The 18,683-nt window shown below is 39.0% G+C and carries 17 protein-coding genes and 1 tRNA gene; 5 read left to right on the top strand and 13 right to left on the bottom strand.

Going from position 1 to position 18,683, the window contains the following annotated elements; genetic code table 11:
• Nucleotides 1-372: 372 nt before the first annotated feature.
• From ACNF42_RS07095 to ACNF42_RS07085, 3 genes are all read right to left on the bottom strand, one after another.
• Nucleotides 373-684, bottom strand: a complete 312-nt coding sequence (locus ACNF42_RS07095; protein WP_443340046.1) for a type II toxin-antitoxin system PemK/MazF family toxin — start codon at nt 682-684, stop codon at nt 373-375.
• Nucleotides 677-901: a hypothetical protein gene (locus ACNF42_RS07090; protein ID WP_443340045.1), complete on the bottom strand. Its 225-nt coding sequence runs from the start codon at nt 899-901 to the stop codon at nt 677-679. The genes ACNF42_RS07095 and ACNF42_RS07090 overlap by 8 nt, the downstream gene beginning before the upstream one ends.
• 218 nt (nt 902-1,119) lie before the next feature.
• A tRNA-Ala gene (locus ACNF42_RS07085) sits at nt 1,120-1,191 on the bottom strand.
• Between the two features lie 120 nt (nt 1,192-1,311).
• Here ACNF42_RS07085 and ACNF42_RS07080 point away from each other — a divergent pair.
• Entirely contained in the window at nt 1,312-2,847 is a 1,536-nt protein-coding gene (locus ACNF42_RS07080; protein WP_443340044.1) for a helicase-related protein, read from the top strand.
• On the opposite strand, the gene ACNF42_RS07075 is transcribed toward ACNF42_RS07080, so the two are convergent.
• Complete coding sequence (locus ACNF42_RS07075; RefSeq protein ID WP_443340043.1) at nt 2,844-3,797, bottom strand: replication factor C small subunit; 954 nt, start codon at nt 3,795-3,797, stop codon at nt 2,844-2,846. The two genes, ACNF42_RS07080 and ACNF42_RS07075, sit on opposite strands and share 4 nt — an antisense overlap.
• Before the next feature lie 82 nt (nt 3,798-3,879).
• On the opposite strand from ACNF42_RS07075, the gene purN reads away from it, so the two are divergent.
• Nucleotides 3,880-4,434, top strand: a complete 555-nt coding sequence (gene purN / locus ACNF42_RS07070) for a phosphoribosylglycinamide formyltransferase (RefSeq protein ID WP_443340042.1) — start codon at nt 3,880-3,882, stop codon at nt 4,432-4,434.
• A 6-nt stretch (nt 4,435-4,440) separates the two neighbouring features.
• Here purN and ACNF42_RS07065 read toward each other — a convergent pair whose 3' ends face one another.
• The 4 genes from ACNF42_RS07065 to ACNF42_RS07050 form a co-directional block, all read right to left on the bottom strand.
• Nucleotides 4,441-5,412 carry a CPBP family glutamic-type intramembrane protease gene (locus ACNF42_RS07065; RefSeq protein WP_443340041.1) on the bottom strand — a complete coding sequence of 324 codons (972 nt, stop codon included), beginning with the start codon at nt 5,410-5,412 and terminating at the stop codon, nt 4,441-4,443.
• A 42-nt stretch (nt 5,413-5,454) separates the two neighbouring features.
• Complete coding sequence (locus ACNF42_RS07060) at nt 5,455-5,967, bottom strand: GNAT family N-acetyltransferase (RefSeq protein WP_443340040.1); 513 nt, start codon at nt 5,965-5,967, stop codon at nt 5,455-5,457.
• Nucleotides 5,968-6,297 (bottom strand): transcriptional regulator, encoded by a 330-nt coding sequence (locus ACNF42_RS07055; RefSeq protein ID WP_443340039.1) that lies wholly within the window; start codon nt 6,295-6,297, stop codon nt 5,968-5,970.
• A 371-nt stretch (nt 6,298-6,668) separates the two neighbouring features.
• Complete coding sequence (locus tag ACNF42_RS07050; RefSeq protein ID WP_443340038.1) at nt 6,669-6,884, bottom strand: hypothetical protein; 216 nt, start codon at nt 6,882-6,884, stop codon at nt 6,669-6,671.
• Between the two features lie 55 nt (nt 6,885-6,939).
• Between ACNF42_RS07050 and ACNF42_RS07045 the strand changes: the two genes are divergently transcribed.
• Together ACNF42_RS07045 and ACNF42_RS07040 are read left to right on the top strand one after the other, a co-directional pair.
• Nucleotides 6,940-8,349 carry an RtcB family protein gene (locus ACNF42_RS07045; RefSeq protein WP_443340037.1) on the top strand — a complete coding sequence of 470 codons (1,410 nt, stop codon included), beginning with the start codon at nt 6,940-6,942 and terminating at the stop codon, nt 8,347-8,349.
• Nucleotides 8,350-9,103: 754 nt separating this feature from the next.
• A complete protein-coding gene (locus ACNF42_RS07040; RefSeq protein ID WP_443340036.1) occupies nt 9,104-12,049 on the top strand; it encodes a CARDB domain-containing protein in 2,946 nt (981 codons plus the stop codon).
• Between the two features lie 91 nt (nt 12,050-12,140).
• On the opposite strand, the gene argS is transcribed toward ACNF42_RS07040, so the two are convergent.
• From argS to ACNF42_RS07015, 5 genes are read right to left on the bottom strand one after another with little or no spacing between them, the layout of a single operon-like run.
• Complete coding sequence (argS, locus tag ACNF42_RS07035) at nt 12,141-13,793, bottom strand: arginine--tRNA ligase (protein ID WP_443340035.1); 1,653 nt, start codon at nt 13,791-13,793, stop codon at nt 12,141-12,143.
• A gap of 31 nt (nt 13,794-13,824) precedes the next feature.
• Nucleotides 13,825-15,096 (bottom strand): 3-phosphoshikimate 1-carboxyvinyltransferase, encoded by a 1,272-nt coding sequence (locus ACNF42_RS07030; RefSeq protein WP_443340033.1) that lies wholly within the window; start codon nt 15,094-15,096, stop codon nt 13,825-13,827.
• Nucleotides 15,081-15,920, bottom strand: a complete 840-nt coding sequence (locus ACNF42_RS07025) for a shikimate kinase (protein WP_443340032.1) — start codon at nt 15,918-15,920, stop codon at nt 15,081-15,083. The genes ACNF42_RS07030 and ACNF42_RS07025 overlap by 16 nt, the downstream gene beginning before the upstream one ends.
• Nucleotides 15,896-16,723: a shikimate dehydrogenase family protein gene (locus ACNF42_RS07020; RefSeq protein ID WP_443340031.1), complete on the bottom strand. Its 828-nt coding sequence runs from the start codon at nt 16,721-16,723 to the stop codon at nt 15,896-15,898. The genes ACNF42_RS07025 and ACNF42_RS07020 overlap by 25 nt, the downstream gene beginning before the upstream one ends.
• A complete protein-coding gene (locus ACNF42_RS07015) occupies nt 16,714-17,769 on the bottom strand; it encodes a 3-dehydroquinate synthase (RefSeq protein ID WP_443340030.1) in 1,056 nt (351 codons plus the stop codon). The genes ACNF42_RS07020 and ACNF42_RS07015 overlap by 10 nt, the downstream gene beginning before the upstream one ends.
• A 588-nt stretch (nt 17,770-18,357) precedes the next feature.
• Here ACNF42_RS07015 and ACNF42_RS07010 point away from each other — a divergent pair.
• A partial coding sequence (locus tag ACNF42_RS07010) for a transposase (protein WP_443340029.1) occupies nt 18,358-18,683 on the top strand: 326 nt, incomplete at its 3' end.

The following is an 18,683-nucleotide window of genomic DNA, read 5'->3' as shown; positions in this document are numbered from 1 at the left end:
TAGCTATGAAGATTTACATGAAATACAAGGGAAATCTGGATAAATAGAACTTGAAAATGCTGTTATTGTTCATATTGCAATGAAAATCACGAACTACAGAACGAAGATAGCAGAATTAGGGTGGTTATTCGAAATCCTCAATTGCAAAAGCAATTTCTTAGTCAAAATATATCTCTCATCCTGTGAATTAGAAACGTACTTTTTAATGTTTTAGGTTAACACTACTTTTCATGCCTTATGTGGTTTTTAGATCTACTGCTATATCGAGGATATTAGCAGAGTTACGTGTAAATTGTACAAATGGTTTGATATAAGTCAGATAGGTGAAGTTAGGAGAAATCGCTCATTATAGTAGATGGGAATCTATTATGGTTACTTAAGTACCGAAAGCTTCTTTGTGAATTCGTAAAATACCAAATTCCTTTTTTCAAGGGTCAACCGGAATACAGTTTTGATTATCGCAGTATTTGTAATAGTAAAGATATAATTCAACTTAATTACACTATCCTGGGCAGCTCCTTCACTTTTCAATATGCTTATGCCACTCATTTTGGTGTTAGTTGTTATGCCGGCTATTATAATGTTCCCGTATTCCTCGAATAATATTAGGGCAGGTCGAACTTTAAAGTCATCTGAATCAGTGAATTTTACTCTTGTTAATATGACATCTCCAGGCTCAGGCACTTTCCCACCCAGAGTAGTCGCCCTCTCCCCACAGCTCTTTCATCCTCTCTTCCTGAGCCTTTTGCACAAATGTTTTAAGTTCACTAGTCTCTCCCACATTTTCTATAAGATTAAGAATTATCTCGCTATAGGTTTCCCGCCGATATCTTTTAAACTTTTTAAGTGCGTCTACAACCGACCTATCAAGTTGAATTGTCGTTACGCTAGATTTTGACACTATGTATTATCTATATTTTGTATATAATGATTTATACCATCTAATATAGTACCTAAATACTCGCCATTATATTATCTGGGATACAAATCGACCTCAAATAACTTGATTTCCTTAAATCACGCGTTATAAATTCTATTTTGAACCACTAACACGTTCACGTGGAAAATCATGCATTGGATTTTAGCTTTATATATAAACAAATTCAGTTATAGTTAGCATGGACCGGTCGGGATTTGAACCCGAGGCCTCCTGCTTGCGAAGCAGGCGATCTACCCCTGATCTACCGGCCCTTTACGTCTTAATGCCATTTCCCTATTTTTTATTTGTCTTGAATGAAAGGAGCAATGAAATCTTATTCATAAAATGAAACAATATGGAAAGCATATTTAACAGTGTGGGATACCATTACAATGGCTCAGGAAATTCCGGAGTTAAATGGCGTCATTCCACGTCCCTATCAGATTGAAGCTTACAGTAGAGCATTGGATTCAAATCTTCTCCTTGTTCTGCCCACAGGCCTTGGTAAGACAGTTGTGGCAGCCCTGGTATCACTCTATTATCTCAAACAGAATAAGGCAGTAATAATGCTGTCCCCAACCAGACCTCTGGTAGACCAGCATCTTAAAACAATGATGAATCTATTTCAGAATTATCCTTACAAGATAAATGCAATCACTGGCCATAACCCTGTAATAGAGAGAATGTCAATGTGGGCAGAATCCAACATGGTCATTTCAACACCACAGACAGTTGAAAAGGATATAAAGCGTGGGATCGTCTTCCTGAACAAATTCTATCTTCTCATAGTTGATGAGGCTCACAGGGCTACTGGGAATTATTCCTACGTGTCTGTTGCCAAAGAGATTTCAGAACTCCCAGGAAGGAGAATACTGGCAATGACCGCAAGTCCAGGGTCCAAAAACGAAAAGATAGAAGAAATAAGGGAAAATCTGTCCATAAAAAATGTAATCATCAAGACGGATTCAGATCCTGATATTGCAAAATACGTGAAGGGCTCAGATATAGAACCACTTTTCATAAACCCTGCACCTGAGCAGAAGATGGCAATAGATTATCTTTCATCTGCAAGAGATGATATGCTCTCGAAACTTCAGGTGAAATTTCCCTTTGTAAGAAAGCGCTCCTCAAGGGCAGACATGAGTAAATATATACGGGATCTTTCAGCAAGGGCGTCTGCAGGAGAAAAGAATCTGTTCTCCGATATACCATATTTCACTGCAATCGTGCGCATGGACGTTCTTTCTGAGTATCTGGAAACGCAGGGCATTGAAATTGGTTACGATTACCTTAAGGAGATGAGGGAGAGTGAGGAAAGATCCCTGCAGAGAACCTACAATATCCTTTCAAAAAATCCAGATTTTATCCGTGGGTCCCAGATAATAGAATCTGCCATCACTAAATACGTGAATCCGAAGTTCAAAGCAGTAATGAATCTTTGTGAGGAGATGATTAGGGAAAGGCCAGATTCAAGGTGTATCGTCTTCACCCATTACAGGAAAACATCTGAATTTCTCATGAAATTTCTGAGCGAAAATTCAAAAATAATAAAGCCGCTGAGATTTGTAGGACAGTCAGGAAAGGGCATTGACAAGGGGATGTCCCAGAAGGATCAGAGGGAGGGCATAGAGAGATTCAAGGAAGGTCAGTACAACGTGATGCTGGCAACAAGTGTTGCTGAAGAGGGTCTTGATATACCATCCACGGATCTTGTGATTTTCTATGAACCTGTTGCATCGGAGATAAGAAGCATACAGAGAAGGGGCAGAACCGGAAGATTTCGCCATGGAAGTGTTTTCATTCTCATATTTTCAAACACAAGGGATCAGGCTTACTATTTTTCAAGTCAGAACAAGGAGAGAAACATGATCGCAAATATGAAAAGTGAAATGGAGAGAAAAAAACCAAAACATATTGATGAATATTAAGAAGAATCTGCAGATATTCTGCTCAACCTTGCAAGGAGATAATCAAGCTGTATTTTGTCTGAACCTCCCTGCACAAGTCTTGATTCCGCATCGGAGAGTGCTATGAGACTTTCTCTTTTCATTATGGGAGAAACCTGCTCCTTCACCATAAGGCTGTGCATACCCTTTATGATGTCAAGGGCTGAATATCCACCATCTGTGAGCAGTGACATGCCTATTCTGGAGGCTTCATCAAAATTACCATGTCTTGCATTGCTGAGAAGTGGAATCAGATTTTTCTCCTCAACATTTCCCGCTATTTCATACACATCCCTTACACTGGGTTTTTCAAGGTATGAAAGTGATTGCAGAAGATTTACCCCTCTTCTCAGATCACCATCTGCATTCTCACATATGGAATCCATTACATCTTCAGATAGCTTCATTCCCTCCTTTTCACCTATATTCTTAAGGGCCTGCTTCATATCATTCTGATCAATTTTCCTGAATCTTATGAGAACTGCCCTTGATTGCAGTGGTGGTATAATACCTGTGGAGTAGTTGCAGGAAAATATGAATCTCACGTTTCTGAAATATACCTCCATTGTTCTTCTCAGGGCTGCCTGTGCTTCTGGTGTCAGTTCATCCGCTTCGTCCAGAAATATAATCTTGAATTTTCCCTCGGTTATGGATTGAGTCCTTGCAAAATCCTTGATATCCTCCCTTATTATACCAATTCCACGGTCGTTTGAAGCATTAAGTTCAAGGAAGTGGTCCCTCCAGTTTTCGCCTATCATCTCCATGGCCAGGCATATGGCAGCAGTGGTCTTTCCAACACCGGGTGGGCCTGCAAAGATCAGGTGTGGCATCTCTCCTGAATTTATGAAGCCCCTTAGAATCCTTGTTGCCTCTTTCTGACCTGCTATATCCTCAACCTTGGTAGGTCTGTGCTTTTCTATCCAGATCTCCATCTAATGGTTATTACATTAAGGTAATATAAACTAAACGAACCAAAACAGATTATATGGGAATATGGAATTACATGAACTGAAAATGAAAAAAATAGCAGTTTTTGCATCAGGCTCCGGTACTACATTCAGATCCATAGTGGAATACAGCATCAAAAAGGATTCCTCATTCAAAGTATCATCTCTTGTTACTGATCGTAAAAATTGCGGAGCTGTGCAGATTGCATCTGATTTTAATATTCATGTAATTGAATACAATCAAAATATCTCAGATTATCTCATGAAAGAGGGAACAGATCTCATTGTACTTGCAGGATTCCTGAAAATTATTGGTAAGGATCTCATAGAAAATTTTCCGGAAAGGATAGTGAATATACACCCGTCACTTCTGCCTTCCTTTGGAGGAATGGGATATTACGGCATCAGGGTTCACAGAGCAGTCAAAGGATCTGGTGTAAAATACACGGGATTCACAGTTCATTATGTGAATGGCAATGTTGACGGCGGAAAAATAATTTACCAGGACGTTGTTCCGGTTATGGAATCTGACACTCCAGAGGATATTGAGAAGAGGGTCCACGGAAGAGAACTGGAGATGTATCCAAGAATAATAGATGCCATATTAAAGAAAGAATTTTGAGAAATTTCATGACTGAATGAAGTCTGGATCAATTGTCTCCTTTTTTCTGTTCATCAGCAAAATTACGGCAAGTATGATAGTTGCAATTGCACATACAAATATGAGAAGGATCCAGATAATGACCAGTGGTTCACCCGCAGATACAAGATTGGGCAATATCTCGACAGATCCGGCGCCATCAAAGAGGAAGTGTATGGGTATATCCACAAAGGGCCCAAAGAGCATAAATCCCAGTGCAAGACCAACACCAACAATGGCCGCCTGGGGAATCTTTGTTGTTGACCACCCTCCATATTCGTAATGAGCAAATCCGAAGAGGAAGCTTGTTATTATGATAGCACCCCAGTCGTATCTGTCAAGTTTCCTCCCAAATCTTCTCATAAGCCTGCCTGGGAAGAGAAAGACCTCATACCACCTGAAATTCTTTTTCTGCATGTAGTACCGAACGAAGAGATATAATCCAATTGGAATTATACGGAATTCGATCTCCTCAATAAAGGGTGCATATATTAATTCGTAGTAGAGAAGGTTTGGAATCAATTTCTCATCCTGTGTTATGAAACTGGAACTTATGGGTGCACCTATGAGATCCTGTGAAAGTACAAGAATTATGGAAAGAACATAGAGTAAGCTGCCGACACCTGCGATGAAACCTATGGGTGTCTCCAGTGGATTTCTCCTTCTGTCGTTCTTTTCATACAGGAGGTCGTAAGAAAATATGATTACATAGAGAACAAGAAGTACGGCCACACCGATCCAGAATGGCATGGGCAGGGAGAAACCGAATTCCCCATTTGGTGGATAGTAGAAATAATAGAAGGCATTGCTCACAAATACGCTCTTTCCGTTCAGGGTACCTGCAAATAGAGGTCTTGTAAATGAATTGTTGATAAGTGTACCAAGACCTATCACCATCAATAGCATCATGTCTACAAAAAAGATGCTGAAAAGAACATCAGTGATGCCCATCTTTCTCATAATACCTGGGCATGTAAATAATGTTTAAAGTATTTTCACATTTTATTGGAAATTAATGGACATCAATATGTCGTCAACATATCTGTCAAATATAAGAAACTGGTTTTTCCTTACACCCTCCACTTCAAATCCCATTTTCTTATAGAGTGATATTGCGTTTTCATTGCTTGAAAACACTTCCAGATTCAACTTTCTTATATTCTGTTGTTTGCACCATTCTATTCCTTCAGAGATCATTTTCCTTCCTATGCCAATGTGGCGATATCCATTCATAATGGCTATTCCCATGGTAGCCGTGTGCCTGTTTTTTCTGAATATGCCTCTCTGTATAGTCATCATACCAACAATCTCTCCATTGGATTCAGCCACAATATTCAGATCATCCGGATTTTTTATGAGATCCTTCTGCCCCTTTTCCGTATAAAAGTATACATCCCCGACAAGATATATCTTCTCGTCCATTACGCTCTGCATGCATCTTATAATACCAGAGGCATCGGAAGGTTTGGCCAGCCTGATTTCATAATTAATCTCTGCAGAATTCGTTCCCAACACCTACTTTTTTCCGAGGAATGATTTCCTGATCTCAGAATAAAGATCATCGAAGGAATCAAGTATTTCCTTCGCCTCTTCAATTATCTTTTCCTTGTTTTCTATGAATTCCGGTGTTAAGATCGCACCGTCCTTTGATGGTGCGATGATTCCATCCTTCTCAAGTATTCTTAGGGAATACCTTATCTTATGATCCGGAATTCCTGTGGACTGAGAAATTTTAATTATTCCTGCGGGCTGATCATTCATTAAGGCTTCAATTATCTTAATATGCCTTTTTACGGGTTCAAGGGTTTCCTTTAATTCCTTAAAAAGATTACTTTCCTGCGTCAAAATTATCCCATGGGTATATTTAAAGGGTTTATTAAATCTAATTATTATTTCTATATAATAAAATTTTCTTTTTAATAATCAGGTTATTTTAATCATTACACTCCATTTTCATTCCTATTACTCGGTTTGAGTGAGATCATTCTCGGATCAAAGGAATATTCGGAAAACCAGGGCATTTCTCCATTCATAGCTTGAATAGGAAAATAAAAAGAGAAATTGTATCAATTTTACAATGTAATTTCCTTAATTTTACATCATTCATCATAAATGTTTTGGATCAAATACTCACATTGATTTGTTAATTAATCACGATCAGTCCATATTTTTCATTACTGATCTTATCAAGAATTTTTCAGATATCAATTATAATATCAAGGGTATATGATCTTTCCATTCTCAGATACCATGCTATCCCCAATCATCTCTTCTATTATTCGCTCCCTTTCTTTTATATAGGAGTTGAATTTTTCCTTATTTTCTGAAAGTTTCTGGACTCTTAAAGCATTGATTCGAAGATATATTTCCAGTCTCAGCTTGAACGACTCATCTTCAGGAAGGCTTTCAACCTTTACAACTGTCTTTTCCATAGTCATGAATCGGCTCTTACTTTATTAACTATTTTGAAATTTGTTGACAGAAAATATGAAAATAAGAACCCTCAATAATGCTGTAACAGAAATATCAGATGACAGAAGGAAAGGCCTGATTATTGGAAGTGAACCAATACTTGAACAGGCAATGAAGACTATGGCAATAGAACAGCTTCTCAATATATCCCTTCTCCCTAAGATACTGGGAGCTCCAGTAGGTCTGCCTGATATCCACCCGGGATACGGATTCCCAATAGGTTCAGTGGCAGCCTTTGATGGAGATGAGGGCATTGTGATGCCCGGTGGTGTGGGATACGATATAAACTGTGGAGTCTCTCTTCTTTCAACGGGTCTTTCTGAGGGTGCATTCCTTACAAAACGCAGGGAGTTCCTTGAGGAGGTATGGAAGAGAATACCTGTTGGTATGGCACGAAGCAGATTCAAGCCTTCAAGGAATGCTCTGTACGAAATTGTTGAGAGTGGTTTGAAGTGGGCCTATTCAGAGGGTTTTTGTGATGAGCATGATATGAGGGTTACAGAACATTCAGGCACAATGTATGCCGCATCAAGAGAATACATAAGTGAGGCGGCTTTCAATCGCGGGGAAAATTACATAGGTACTCTTGGTTCAGGGAATCATTTCATTGAGATGCAAAAAGTAAACCAGGTGTTTAAGAAGGACATTTCAGATGATTTTCTTGTATTCCAGGGAAATGTGTATATAATGATACACACAGGATCACGGGGACTGGGTCATCAGGTCGCAACTGATTATATGGAATCCGTTGAAGGACAGATGGAAGATAATATGGTGCCTGACAGACAGCTCAAATATGCTCAAATCAAGAGCAGTACAGGTGAAAAATACATATCAGCAATGAACGGTGCTGCAAATTATGCCTTTGTGAACAGGCAGATAATAACCCATAATCTGAGAGAATCCCTGAGGTCAGTATACAAGAAGGAATTTTCAGAAGAGGACTCTTTTCTTGTCTATTCCCTTTCCCACAATATCGCTACCTTTGAAGATGTTTGGGTGGACGGAAGAAGAATAAAGGCTCTGGTACACAGGAAGGGGGCAACATCGGCCTTTGGTCCCTTAAGGGCGCAGGGACATTTTTCCGGTATGGGAAATCCTGTTCTTATTCCGGGAAGTATGGGAACAATGTCCTATGTGATGGTTGGAACCGACGAGAATGAAAGGATTTCACTTTCTTCCATCTGCCACGGGGCGGGAAGAATTATGAGCAGAAAGAAAGCAAGGGAAGACATACTGCCCGATGATGTGAGGAGGAAACTGAATGAAAAAAATATAGAGATCAAATCCGGTTCCGATTATGCCATGAGTGAGGAATCACCTGAAACCTATAAGGATATAGATGAAGTGATTCTTTCCAACGAAATTTCCGGTATAGGAAGGCGTGTTGCTTCACTGGAACCCCTGGGTGTCATAAAGGGTTGATTCTAAACTATCCCTATTTCCATAAAATTATTCAATATTAATGAGGCGCTTTGATCCCATTTTGCAGGTATAGAAAAATAATGGAGTTTGCAAAGATAAGGAGATATTGACCCATACTCACCTCCGCAAATGCCGTCCTCCATGTCCTTGTTTCTTCGGTATTTTATTTCAAAGAAAAAGGAAATTTAGAACAAACCAATAAACTAATTCAATATGGAATCGCCAAATTACATTGTAAAAAAAGCAAAAAAAGTGCTGAGGAAATTGATGCAATCTGTAACGCTCGTAAGATAGGAGTATTATTGCAGTCTCACATAGATACACAATTAAGTGATTTATTTGGGTGTTATGAGTTAGAATGGAAATAATTGTAGCCTTAGTTCAATAGGGAAAGCAATTATTGAAAAGTCGTCAGGAATAGATCATTATCCTATTACTTACAGCACCCTTTGGTGGTGGGTGATGTCTGAATCCTAAAGGCATACAAAAGAACAGTGAATGGGTCATGGAATGAGAAGAGTCCTTTAAGATCTATCTGTTCACTTCATTTACAAATTTTGGATTTAATATGATCCTAGATACCAGGATTATGATGGAAAGATAAATGGTGCTTTTTCCTTGAGTGAATGCGAAATCTTATTCCATATTTTGTTTTGTCGGAAGCACATCCCTTCTTCAGTTTGATGCACACGTGCAGTTTTAAAAGGAATGTTTATAAGTGAGGGTTTATTTAGCGAAAAAGAGGAAGATAACTTTGGACAGTAAAAAGATGTTGTCAGCATTTCTGATAGCAATATTCCTACTTGGAATGGCAAATTTGGCAGCAATATCAAATGCAAGCAGTCCGCAGTCCTCCAATGTGACCATAGGGGTCTTTGTGGAGAATGGTGGAAATCAGGTTGGAGTATCTGCAACTCCGACAGTGTATGTTAATTCGACAAGCGGGTACCAGGTCAGTATGTTCACAATGGATACGAGCAACAACAATATGATAACGCTCCCATACGGAACATACATTTTTACGGCCCTACCTACAAACACGACCCTTGCAGGGAAGGTTTATTTCACGAACAAATCAGTACAGATAGTAGATGTTTCAAAGCCATATGTTAATGTGACCATGAATCAGACATCCGTACTGGCCAAGTATACTCAGGTTAATCTGAGCGGTCTAGATGGTCAAACAGCCACGCTCCTCTTTTCATCAATGAATGGAAACGTGTTTAACAAGGTTACCACATCAGCCTCAACATTCAGCACTTACTTACCCTCAGCAGGAACATTTAACGTAGTTGTTTACTTTAATGGAAATCCGGATGATGGTCAGGAATTCTTTAACGTTCTGCCATCAACAAGTGGATTGAGCCTTAATCTGTCCACATCAACAAACTACTTTGGAACTGTATACCTTCCAAATGGAAATACACCTTCAGCTGTCAAAGCTGTTGTTTATAATGAAAAATCCAATTCATACAGTATAATGAGATTTTCAAGTGCTTCATTCTACGTGAGCACTGCCAGCGATAACTGGGTAATACTGGAATGCTCAGGATGCAACCCCATAAATATCACTGGCCAGACTGGAGTCCACTCATTCCATTTCACGAACTCCATATCAAACGTTACTACCACATACCACTTTGGTAAGAATCTGAGAAACGTTACCATGAATGAGACCATAGGAATATCTGGAAACACTGAATTCCCTGGAGTTCCAGGAGCATCCTCTGGATATTTAGCAATACAGGAGATGAATGCAAATTTCCAGAATCAAGTAAAATCCCTTCTTTCCAGCGTGAGTCAGAATTCATATTATCTCTTTACTGCAAATAACACTTATTATAACCTAACAGGGAAGGTAAGTTATTCACTCATCACCACGGCAAATGGAGAACTTATGGCTTCAGTTGAAGCAAATTTCCAGAATATGAATATGAACAGATCAGACTATAAAAATCTCGTCCTAAATGTTTTCCAGAACAACCAGTACAATCTGAAATACACAACAATGATATATTATGATAATACATCATATTCAGTTAAATCTGCAACGTCAGCAGTTTCATATTCTAACCCATTTGAGATATACCCGGTTTCCTCACCACAGTGGGTTACTGTGAACTTTGGAAAATCACAGAAACCAGTATTCATGAATGGAAACATAATGGTCTATTACTCAGGAATTAAAACAACAGATTCAGTTTTGAATTCAAGTTCATCAAATGGAATAATAGTTGTGCCCATTGATAAAAACGTGAGCATAAACATTTCAAATACCCTGTACAATCCGATCAACGGTCAGTATCAGTATCTTTCCCCAGTCAGTTTCTCATGGAACGTTAGCGGAAAAATGCTTACAAATGTGGCAAAGCCTTACAATTTAACATACAATTTCACCAGTACCATAACCAACATAATGATTTCAGGTACTGACTCATCCAACTTTACCAACACTACAAACCTGACTGTCATTGCCCTGCCCTCAAGCTACATGCCCTATGTTAATTTGTCTTACACTGTTAACGGAAAGAATCATACATTGAAATATACACCAATGTCAGGAATGATAATGGCCCATATTCACGTTAATCAGAATCAGGTTGTGAAGTTCAATGCGCAGGCAAGCAGCCTTAACTACACATACATGGGAAAGAAGTATTCACTTCAACTGGTGGATAACTGGGCATTCCCCAATTACACAACTTCAGGTGCTGTTGTCAGTTACAAATATACCGTACCAAGCGTAAAGGCGGGAATTGAGAATTCCTATCTGAATATCACATCATCTGCAAACACAACAACATCTGTAATGATAATGGCATATGTCAACGACACAACACCACCAGATGCGGTTGTTACATTGCAGAATGGAACTCATGGAAATATATCCTCAGTACTTGCAGGTACACCAATGATCATAACTGCAAACTACTCAAGCGACCAGTACTATAAATTCAGTGACCTGAAATTTAACTGGACATTAAGGTATGCAAACGGAACCATAATGAATCTGAGCAGCAAGAACTTCACCGTAATAGCATACAACACATCTGCCACATCCTGGAATGCATCCAACTGGGTTATGGTTGAGTTTGATATGCTCAGTGATGTTCATATCGATCTTCAGGTCTCAAATCCAAATGTTACAGCATACAGCAACAATTCCTATGCACCTGCATATTCCGGACCTCAGCTTGTTGTGTCTTCATTCTACTTCACAGGATCATTCACTCAGGGAACAACAAAGACGGTCAATGTGAATGTGACAAATAAGGGTACGGGAACTGCAACATCCCTCACAATAATTGTAAAGGTAGGGTCATCAGTTGTAGGTTCACAGACATATTCAAACATCAGTCTCACCACCAATCAGACAAAGACATTCACAGTTAATGTGAGTTTCCCCAATGCAGGTTCAAATAATGTGGTGGTGCTTGCAAACACAACTCTACAGCCATCATTCATTGAAAAGAACGGTGAATATTCAACAACAATAAGCGTTGGTGCATCCCCGTACAAGATACCCCTTGTTATTGCAGCCATCGTTGTGATAATAGTGATCATTGGTCTCCTTTACTACAGAGTTACACAGGGTACGTTCCCATGGATGAAGAAGAGAAACCAGCAGACATCAATGCCCGCAAAGCCTAAGACAACTGATCAGAAGCCCGCCGATAACAAAAACAACAAAAAGCAGTAATTTTTTTTAACACATCCGGAAACGGATTAAAAAAATATTTTTTGAATTTTTAAAAAATAAAATATTTGGATAATCCTAAGTTTGTTTGTATCTACATTTTCCTTACATTTTGGATACCAAGAATGTTTGAGCAATCTTCCACGATGTTCATATATGATCCTATAATGTTTAACCTCCTGTTTTTAACAGATTCTTCTTCGTCCAGAACCCTGCAGTTTTCATAGAATCTGGTGAATTTCTTTGAAAGAACAAGAAGATAGTTAGCCAGTATTTCAGGCTTCAGAGAATTATAGGCTTCCTTCATCTTATAGGGATACTGATAGAGGTAAACTATAAGATCAGTCTCGGAATCATGCATCTGTTCATCAGAATATTTTCCCTTTTCGTTATTTGCCTTGTCCATTATACTTGCTGCCCTTGTATAGGAATACATTATGAAAGGGGCTGTTTCACCGTTGAAATCCAGAGCATCCTCCCATCTGAATGTAATGGGTTTTGAAGGATTTATCTTAACAAGATAGAATCTGAGGGATGATGAGGCAATCTTATTAGCAGTATCCTCATTCGCACTTCCGTATCTTGAAACCATCTCTGCCTTTGCCTTCTCCACAAGTTTTTCGTACACATCCCGCACAGGTATACTTGTCCCCTTTCTTGTGGACATCTTTCCGCTTTCAAGATTCACATATCCGTAGAAGAGGAAATCCAGCTGATTTTTGTATTCAAGCAGGTTGTGCATTATGTAGTCCATTATTTTACCGTGCTCCCTGTGGTCTTCCCCCAGTATTACTATACATCGATCATACTGGGAGAATTTATACATATGATAGGCAATATCCCTTGTTACATATAAACTGGTCCCGTTCTTTCTCTCAAGATATATCTTTCTAAGGTCAGGAATGTCTATGTATTTTGCCCCATCCTTTGGATCAGTTTCAATACTCGAAGAGAGCCTTTTCATAACTTCCTTTGTTTCTCCTGTGGTTATGAATTCAGATTCCCATGTGAATTCGTCAAATTTTATTTGGAGCTTTGCAAGGTCTTCTACAATGGAGTTGAGCACAACTGTTGCTATTTCCCTGACATTTTTGATTATCTCTTCGTCGCCCTTTTCGTACCTTTCCATGAGATCCTCGACTTCTTTCTCGCTTCCTTCCTTTTCAAAGTAATTGTAGACCTTAATATAGCCATCCAGTAATATATCCACTGTGGGTTTCTCTCCATCGTGAAATTTCCTGTATCCAAGATAGAGGGAAAGCATCTGTTTCCCAGAGTCGTTAACGTAATACTGTGTTGTTACTCTGTATCCATACCTTGCAATTAGTCTTGCAACAGAATCTCCGATTATGGAGTTCCTGACCCTTCCCATGTGAATGGGTCCTGTTGGGTTTGTGCTCGTATGCTCCACTGATATTCTCTCAGGATCCTGGAATGAATCCGGAAATATTCCCGCTGTTTCAATGGATTCTGCAATCGTGTTTAAAACGGTCAGTGGATCAAGATTGACATTAATATATGCACCCTCTCTCTTCACAGATTTCACAAATTTCATACCTTCAATCTCATGGCATATGCTGTCAACTTTGGAATCAAAGTTATCAACGCTTCTGCTATACTTGATGAGTCTGAGGGTTATATGGGCGTGTTCAGTGGGATCAAATATTACCTCCTTTTCCTCTATGGAATCTATGTATTTTCTAGCCCCGGATCTTATCAGTTCAAGCATGTCCTGAAATAAAAGCATGGTGTGTTATCAGTGCAACATTTATAATTGTTTATTTAAAATCTATTTTGAATCCTAACCTTTCACAGTATTTCCAGAATTCAGGAAAGCTCTTATTCACACTTCTGTGAAAATTGATCTGAAATCTATCATCAATCATGGATGAGGCAATGAATTTGGCCATAACAATCCTGTGGTCCTTTCTCTCCGGAAGATCTCCTATAACTTTACTATTCCCCCTTCTTATTATAATTGCATCCTCCTCACTTTCAATCACAGCTCCTGTTGCCTTTGCAAGATCAATTATTGCTTCAAGTCTATCGCTCTCCTTTGTTCTGAGTCTTTCAGGATTTTTTATTTCCACACCCTCCTTTGAAAACATACCAAGAACAGAGAGTGGAGGGGCAAGATCGGGTATTCTCTTCACATCAACACTTATTCTTCCAACATCCCGTTTTGAAGCTGTAACATCTAATGTATTCTCATGTCTTCTTATGGTGAGATACTTCTCCAGAATTTTCAGTATTTCCATATCGGGCTGCATGGATTTTGCAGGAAGATTTTTTACAGTTATTCCCTCATCGGACAGTAGAAGTCCAATCACAATTAGGAATGCGGATGAGGAATAATCACCTTCAATGTGCACAATTTTTGGCATTCTCAGATCCTTTGAGTTAACCAGGATCTCATTGCCTAGATTTACGTGGCATCCAAAGTCTTCAAGAATCTGTCCGGTAATACTGATATATCCTTCGCTGGATATTCCATTTCTCACATTTACTGTTCCGTTTTCCTTTCTGCTCAAGGCAAGGCAGAACATTAGTGAACTGATGAACTGTGAGCTTACGGTTCCATCAATTGTGAATGATTCGGGGCATTTGAAATGGAAAGCATCAATGGTTACAGAATTTGATCCCTTTGAATAGATATATCCATGGGAGGAAAGAGCGGAGATGAGTGGGTCCATTGGTCTTCCAATAAGGCTTTTCTTCAATAATATCTCTGTTCTGGAATGTGTTGATGCCAGAAGACCCTGCACAAGTCTGAATGATGTCCCTGATTCTCCCACATCTATGATATGGGGATTTTTAAATTTTCCAGATATGGATATTTCGTCCTCATTTTGTGTTATGATCTTTCCGCAGTTTTTTCCTATGGACAGTGATACAAGATCATCATCTGAATATCCAGGATTATGAATTATCATGGTTCCGTCGATGAATGAGGAAAGCAGAACATATCGCTGCATGAAACTCTTTGATGGTGGTGCCACAACTTCACCACCTATTTTGGAAAATGTAACATGGATCATTTTCTTACCCATTCCAGGTATGCACCCCTGTTTGTCAGGCGACTGCTGACAAATTTGATACCTCTTCCCTTGAGTACCGCCACATCCTTCATTCTATCGTTCCCATTTCTGTAAATGAGAAAAACCGATGGGCCTTTTCCATTTACTCCGGCATGGGAGAAGTTAAGATACTGGAGTTTCTCATAGTCCAGCGAGGATCCTGATAGGTTACCCATATAATTTCCGTTTATTATGGCCGTATATTCATAATTGAATCTGTTGACTCTCTCCCACATATCCTCGTAGGCCTTTCTCAGAAAGGAAAAGTCGTTATTTCCGAATCTGAAGCTTTCCCTCTTCCTGTTTGTTGTCAGTATTATGACCGGTTTTTCCTCAACATTCTGTCTTTTGATCAATTTTCCATTATAATTGTCTGTTATGCACAAACCTCCCAACAGGGATGAGGCAAGATCATCGGTGGCACCTGTCGCGGACATCTTAAGTTCCCTGGACAGTTCGCTTCCATCCTTGAGCAGCTTTTCATTTGTAATATCTATGTTATTCAAAGCCATATATCCAAGCATTATTCCTCCCACAATGGCACTGCTGCTTTTCAGTCCCTGGGATGATGGCAGTCTTTTCAGAACACGTACAGATAGTTTTGCAGTTCCACCGTACCTTTCCTTCAGGTTATCAAGTATCATGTTGATATTTTTATCATTGCCAGTATTTTCCGATTCCCGCAGGGATATGACCATTGCAAGTTCCAGGGATACGGCTGCCCCCTTTCCGTTGACAAATCCACTTACAACGGAAATACCTGAATTGGTAGTTACCCTGATTTCTCTCCCAGCCATTTGAGAACATCCTCCCTTGCATTGTTGAATATACTATCCTCCGGATATTCATCAAAGAATATCCTGTAGGTTTCCCTTGCCTGCTCAAAAAACATAATCATTCCGTTGTAAGTTTTTACACCATTTCCCTGGAAATGTTTCATCAATTCTGTCTCAGCCTGCTGGTATGTAAGATCCAGGACAATTCCATTTTTCGAAATTTTTCCCTTTGGAAGTGGATTCTTATCGTCTTTTTTCATTCCGAGAGGTGTGCAGTTGATTATTACATCAAACTCCATATCAGAATTGATATCAATAATGGCCATGTTGGAATACTGCCATGTTCCCTTAATCTTCTTCTCTGCCCTGAACTTATCCCTTGTCAATATGGCCACATATTCCGGGGATGACTGTGTAAGTATGTAATACAGTACAGTCCTGGAGACTCCTCCTGAACCGATGATGGCGATCCGTTTTCTATCCAGAACAGTTTTTGTATTTTTTATCATTCTCTCAAAGCCAAGGTAGTCCACATTGAAAGCAGAATATCCACCACCATATCTCCTGATCACGTTTGCAGATCCTGTCTTCCATACCAGAGGCTCCCTGTCTTCAGCATAGTTAAGTATGTACTCCTTGTATGGGGCAGTTATGTTGAATCCTTCGTAGGGTGATATTTCCCTGTCTATGATCCTGTTGATGGTAAAGGGTGAGGCATTTATGGCATAGTATACGTTTCTGTTGCCTTCCATTTCGAATATCCTGTTGAACAACATCTCACTCCATGAGACACTTATGGGATTTCCTATGAGACCTATGAGCATAATTTTTCACCTGCCTTTTTCATCTCTCTTATGAATTCATCTGCCTTTATGTCTATAATTCTGTGCTTTCCCGGTTCGACGGGTACGGGAATACGCAGTATCCCACTGGAAATCTTTTTGTCATTCATTATGTATTTTTCACTTTCTTCTAACATTTTTGAGTCTATTTTGGGCATATTGATCTCATATTTACCAGTGATGTTATCTATTATCTCCAGTGGATTGTATTCTGTATAACCGAGGTTGCGTGCAATTTCCGATTCAATCCTCATGCCAAGCATAACTGCATATCCATGGGATATTCTGTTTAAGGAGACAGCTTCAATGGCATGGCCGACAGTGTGACCGAAATTGAGCACATTTCTTATACCCAGTGTTTCAAAGGGGTCCTTCTCACACACAGACATCTTTGCATCAACATTTAGCATTATCAGTTTCTCTATCTGGTTATCATTCCATATTGAAGTGGCATCATTTGAAAGTAGGAGTTCATTAATGGAATTATCTAACATCAGACCATGCTTCACTATTTCACCTAGAGCTTCCCGAAGCATCTTTTTATTTCCAGAGATGAAAGATGTATCTATGATTACCTCAGAAGGATTCTTGAATGTGCCAAGGAGGTTCTTGATGCCATTGAAATTCAAGCCATTCTTTCCTCCTAGTGATGAATCAACCATGGATAGTATGGTAGTTGGTACAGCAATAAGATTCACCCCACGCTTGTAAGTGGAAGAAACGAACCCTGCGAGATCCCCTATTGTTCCACCTCCAACATATGCGATTGTGTTGTTCCTCTCAAAATTTTTTGAGGCTAGCTGGCCAATCAACTTTTCATAGAAGTGAAGTGACTTTGAAGCTTCTCCATCCTCAACTGCGAATATGTTTGAGGGGTCAATATTTTTGAATTTCTCTGAATATAAGTTCATCACGTTTCCGCTCACAATAAAAAAAATCTCAGGATCTTTATGGCTTAATTCAGAAAAAATTCCATCTTCTGTTACAACTTTCACTGAATCCTTAGCAATTTTGTATTCTGAAATCATTTATTCCCCTGTATCTATTCTTTCTCATGATTAATAGTTTTGTTGAGTACACTTAATAAAAAGACATATCAAACCCTTGTTTGTGGAATTCTGGAAATGACAAACCGTATAATACTATTGGATGAGTCTACAATGAAAGTAAATGTTGTTTGTTTAGTGTTTTCAAGCTTCCCATTGGAAATTCATTATTGTAAGATGTAATTCCATCTTATATCTCTGTTATCCCACATTGAGGAAGGTGGACAAAAATAATTTAAAGTAAGGAAGAAAGCCACGAAATTATATGTAAATTAAAAAGGATGTTTTTCCATCGTTACTTGACGACCTTTCCGGGATATGAATCATTGAAAGGGCATGTGAACGAATTATGTGGAACGAATGGGATCATATAGATTCTTGATTAAAAGGAACCAAACCGATAGTATCCCGAATTTTATGTAAGAACAAATGAAATAACTCCATCAACAATGAATAAATTTCATGAAACATAAAAGGATGACTCCTAAGAACAACCCAAGGAGGCAATGAATAATGGAAGAGTTTGATAAAAAGATATGAGAAATTGTAAGGAAGACAGTGAAGGAGTTCATGGAATCTCTCATGAATGGAGAGATACAGGCATACCTTGAAGAGAATAACGGATCGAGGAATGGATATTGTGAGAGAGACCTAGGAACAAGATACGGAAAGATAAATGATCTGAAGATTCCAAGGGATCGGGATAATGAATTCCAGACAGCTCTATTTGAGAAATACCAGAGGAATGTTGGTATTGATGATCCTGTTGTATCCATGTATTCAAAGGGAATATCAACAAGGAAGATGGCTGAAATACTCGAAGAACTGTTTCATAACAAATACAGCAAATCCACAATATCAAGAATAACAGACATAACAGTTACAGAAATCAACAC

The sequence above is a fragment of the Cuniculiplasma thermophilum genome (assembly GCF_052315355.1).
GTDB lineage: Archaea > Thermoplasmatota > Thermoplasmata > Thermoplasmatales > Thermoplasmataceae > Cuniculiplasma.
The sequence above is the reverse complement of the archived record's forward strand: the minus strand, read 5'-3'. Positions and strand labels throughout refer to the sequence as shown.